Origin of the sequence: Kitasatospora sp. NPDC057512 (genome assembly GCF_042802135.1) — a bacterium.
In the GTDB taxonomy this organism is placed as follows: domain Bacteria; phylum Actinomycetota; class Actinomycetes; order Streptomycetales; family Streptomycetaceae; genus Kitasatospora.
Genome location: NZ_JBHVET010000712.1, coordinates 1 through 4358 on the forward strand (window position 1 = coordinate 1; position 4358 = coordinate 4358).

General features: G+C 75.0%; 3 protein-coding genes. 2 read left to right on the top strand and 1 reads right to left on the bottom strand.

Annotated elements, in window-relative coordinates; all coding sequences use genetic code 11:
* Positions 1-125: 125 nt before the first annotated feature.
* A complete protein-coding gene (locus ACFU6K_RS32375; RefSeq protein ID WP_380669115.1) occupies positions 126-710 on the bottom strand; it encodes a M48 family metallopeptidase in 585 nt (194 codons plus the stop codon).
* Positions 711-1118: 408 nt separating this feature from the next.
* Between ACFU6K_RS32375 and ACFU6K_RS32380 the strand changes: the two genes are divergently transcribed.
* Both ACFU6K_RS32380 and ACFU6K_RS32385 read left to right on the top strand, forming a co-directional pair.
* The gene (locus ACFU6K_RS32380; RefSeq protein WP_380669117.1) at positions 1119-2207 is read left to right on the top strand and encodes a ThiF family adenylyltransferase; all 1089 of its coding nucleotides are present in this window, start codon (positions 1119-1121) and stop codon (positions 2205-2207) included.
* 664 nt (positions 2208-2871) lie between these two features.
* Entirely contained in the window at positions 2872-4308 is a 1437-nt protein-coding gene (locus tag ACFU6K_RS32385) for an ABC1 kinase family protein (protein ID WP_380669119.1), read from the top strand.
* The last annotated feature ends 50 nt before the right edge of the window (positions 4309-4358 follow it).

The window sequence follows — 4358 nt, forward strand, 5'->3', positions numbered from 1 at the left end:
GATGTGGCCCGCGCCCCCTTCCGTCGTTCCTACGGTCGGATCGACCGGCCCCGGCTCCCGCATCACCGCGGCTCCGACACCGCCGCGGCTCCCGCTCCGCCTCGGTCTCTGCCTCGGCCTCGGTCTCAGTCGCAGGAGGCCGCCTGATCGGGCCCGGTCGGGCCCGGGCCGGCGTGCCGGGCGCCGGGGATGTGCGGCAGCCGGGCCGCGGAGACCACGCCCTCCAGGTAGCCGCGGGCCCGCTCGGTCCGCGGGTAGGCCTCCAGCAGGGCCCAGAACGCCGGGCCGTGGTCCGGCACCAGCAGGTGCGCCAGCTCGTGCAACAGCACGTAGTCCAGCACGTACTCCGGCATGCCCTGAAGACGGTGGGAGAGGCGGATCGTCCCCTCGCTGGGAGTGCAGGAGCCCCAGCGGGAATTCTGGTTGGTGACCCAGCGGACCTGGCTGGGCCGGGCGCGATCGTCCAGGTAGGCGGCCGACAGCTCGCGGGCCCGGGCCATCAGGGCCTCGTCCCCGGGGATCCGCCGGGACTCCTGGGCGGCGAGCTTCTCCAGCATCTGCGCGACCCAGCGCTGCTCCTCGGCGTGCGACATCCGGGCCGGGATCAGCACGATGGTGCGGTCGCCCTCGCGGTAGGCGGAGACGGTACGGCTGCGGCGGGCGCTGCGGCGCACCTCGACCCGGCTGCGGTCGTGCGCCTCGGGGGCCATGGCACCGGCGGGCGGCGGCTGCGACGGCGCCGGCCTCGGCTGCTGCCGCTGGTCCGGGCGCCCGCGCGTGTTCGGCGCCGCGACCTGCGACCCGGACGCTGCGGGGGCACGCCGACGCGACGCCGGTGGATGGGAGTCCCGCTCGGCTGCCATGGCACACGACGTTACCCGGTACCACGGACAGAAGTCCGCTGCCATGGCCGGAATCTTTCATGGAGCGATCGGGAACGAAAAGTCGACGGGGAGTGTCCGGAAAGCGACGTCGGGGAGGATGGCCAGTTATCCACAGGGCGTGCGAACGGATGGGGTGATCATCAGCACGGACCTGTGGATAACTTTGCGCACGACACCGGCGCGATGGGGCAAGCTGCGGTCAGCCGTCCGGAAACGATCGGAAAGGAGATCGTCGTGCGCCTCGCCCTCAAGCCCGCGCTGTCCCGCAGCTGGCGGGACTCGGAGACCCTGCAGTTCGGCACCGTCACCCGGTTCGCCGGGGTGCTCGGCAACGCCGACAAGACCCTCTGCGACTTCCTCGCGCTGCTCGACGGGACGCGCGACCGACCGGAACTCCTGAACGAGGGAGAACGCATCGGGCTCGGCCGCGAACCGGCCGACACCCTGCTCACCGGCCTGGAGGAGACCGGCCTGCTGGACGACGCGGAGGCCGGCCGCCGCGCGCTGGCCCGCTTCCCCGCGCAGCAGCGGGACCTGCTCGAACCGGACCTCGCCTCGCTCTCCCTGGTCCACTCCGGGCCGGGCGCCGCACCGGCGGTCCTGGGCCGCCGGGCCGACGCGCGGATCGAGGTGCGCGGCGCGGGCCGGGTCGGCGCCGCCGTGGCGGCGGTGCTCGCGGCGGGCGGCACCGGCACGGTCACGGTCGCGGACACCGGCCGGGTGAAACCCGGCGACTGCTCCCCCGCCGGGCTGCCGCCCGGGGACGTCGGGCGGCTGCGCTCGACGGCGGCCCGGGAGGCCGTGCAGCGCGCGGCGGGCCTGCCACCGGCGCCCGTGCCCCGCCGCCGGCCCGGGGACCCGCCACCGGACTTCGTGGTCCTCGCGCCCCGGGACGGCAGCGCCGCCTTCGCGGGCGGGACGTACGAGGCCCGGCTGCTGCTGCGGGCCAGGGTGCCGCACCTCTACGTGGGCGTGGTCGAGGAGTTCGGCGTCATCGGGCCCCTGGTGATCCCCGGGATGTCGGCCTGCGGGCACTGCCTGGTGCTGCGGCGGGAGGACGAGGACGCCGCCTGGCCGCGGGTCCTGGCCCAGCTGGCCGACGGAGGGCCCGGCCGGGCCCGTACCCCGGCCTGCGACACGGCGCTCGCGACGGCGGTGGCCGGCCTGGCGGCCCTGCACGTCCAGGTGTTCCTGGACGGCGGGCGCCCACCGAGCGTGGACGGCTGGTGCGAGGTCTCGGCCGGGGACGGCATGCCACGGCGCCTGCGACTGCGCGGGCACCCGGACTGCGGCTGCCTCTGGCAGCCGCTACCGCCGGGGTGAGGAACGGAGGAGGAGAAGAAGAACGAATCTGACGGGAGAGGCCCGGCGGCTGCACGGCTCGGCAGCCTCCGGCCTCCCCACGGGACCACGGGCACCCACCCGGCCGTACGAGCCGACGGCCGGGGTGGGCCCGCCGTCCCGACGAACCCCGGCCGGGGCCGGACAGCCCCACGGGCGGGTGCGAGGCCTCCCCTGGCCTGTGCCCTGCCCTGGGAAGGGCACAGGCCAGGGGCAGGACACAGGCCAGGGCACAGCACGGGCACGGGCATGGACACGGGCACTGGCAGGGGTCGGCAGAGAGGACGGGGCGCCACCGCTCGGGGCACGAGGTGGGTGGGTGGGTGGGTGGGTTGTGGGTGCGGTGGGCGGGTGGGCGGTGGGTGGCGAGGGTGGGTGGGGTGGGGGGAGGGGGAGGGGGGAGGGGAAGAGGGAAGCGAGCAGCATCACAACACTGCGTAGGAAGTCGGCCGGGCCGACTTCCTACGCACAACCACCCACCCCCACCCCCACCCTCCCCGGACCAAGCCGCCCAACTCCCCGCAAAGGGAGGCCACTCTCCGCCCCACCCCACGGAATTCCGAGGGGCACGCAGCAGGGAGCGGGCACAATGGCGTAGAGATGGTCGGCCGTCCGGAACCGGGGGGCCAGGGAATGGAGGCCCGGGGTGAGCGATCTTCCGCGCAAGGCAGTGACCCGCACGGCACGGCTCGCCGCCCTGCCGCTGGGGATAGCCGGTCGCGCCACGCTCGGCCTGGGCAGGCGGATCGGCGGCCGCTCCGCCGAGGTGGTCACCGCCGAGCTCCAACAGGCCACCGCGGATCAGCTGTTCAAGGTCCTCGGCGAACTCAAGGGCGGGGCGATGAAGTTCGGGCAGGTGCTGTCCGTCTTCGAGGCCGCGCTACCCGAGGAGGTCGCCGGGCCGTACCGGGCGGCGCTCACCAAGCTCCAGGACGCCGCTCCCCCGATGCCCGCCGCCAAGGTGCACACCGCGCTCGCCCAGCGGCTCGGCGACGACTGGCGCGAACTGTTCCGGGAGTTCGACGACCGGCCCGCGGCCGCCGCCTCGATCGGCCAGGTGCACAAGGCGGTCTGGCACGACGGCCGCACGGTCGCCGTCAAGGTGCAGTACCCGGGCGCGGGGGACGCGCTGCTCGCGGACCTCTCGCAGCTGAGCCGGGTGGCCTGGCTGCTGGGCCCGCTGATCCCCGGGCTGGACATCAAGCCGCTGATCACCGAGCTGCGCGAGCGCGTCTCGGAGGAGCTGGACTACGAGCTGGAGGCGCAGGCCCAGCGCCGGCACGCCGAGGAGTTCACGGACGACCCGGACATCGTGGTGCCGGGCGTGGTGGCCCAGGCCGACCAGGTGCTGGTCACCGAGTGGATGGGCGGCACCCCGCTGGCCGAGGTGATCGCGGGCGGCACCCAGGAGGAGCGCGACCGCGCCGGGCAGCTGCTGGCCCGGTTCCTGTTCGCCGGCCCGTCCCGGACCGGCCTGCTGCACGCGGACCCGCACCCGGGCAACTTCCGGCTGCTGAAGGACGACGGCCCGGTGCCGGGCTGGCGGCTGGGCGTGCTGGACTTCGGCACGGTGGACCGGCTGCCAGGCGGGCTGCCGGCGCCGATCGGGGCCTCGCTGCGGATGGCGCTGGCCGGGGACGCGGCGGGCGTGCTCCGGATGCTGCGCGAGGAGGGCTTCGTGAAGCCCTCGATCCGGCTGGACCCGGACGCGGTGCTGGACTACCTGCTGCCGATCATCGAGCCGGCCGCTGTGGAGAACTTCCACTTCACCCGGACCTGGATGCGTGCCCAGGCGGCCCGGATCGCCGACCCGCGCTCGCCCGCCTACAACCTGGGCAAGCAGCTGAACCTGCCGCCCGCGTACCTGCTGATCCACCGGGTGACACTGAGCACCATCGGGGTGCTGTGCCAGCTGGGCGCCAAGGCGCCGTTCCGCGCGGAGATGCTGGAGTGGCTGCCCGAGTTCGCCGGGCAGCCGTCGGCAGAGCCCGCGGAACCCGCCGGCCCCACGAAGTCCGCCAGGCCCGTGAAGCCCACCGGGGCTGCCGGGCCCGCCGAGCCCGCCCGGGTCCGCAAGGACTGACCCCGGCACCGCGACAACGGCCGCAGGCCGCTCCCCCGACGACGGGGAGC

Bases quoted from the DNA above. Each gene is read 5' to 3' on its own strand.
- ACFU6K_RS32375 (WP_380669115.1), bottom strand. From the start codon at position 710: ATGGCCCCCGAGGCGCACGACCGCAGCCGGGTCGAGGTGCGCCGCAGC.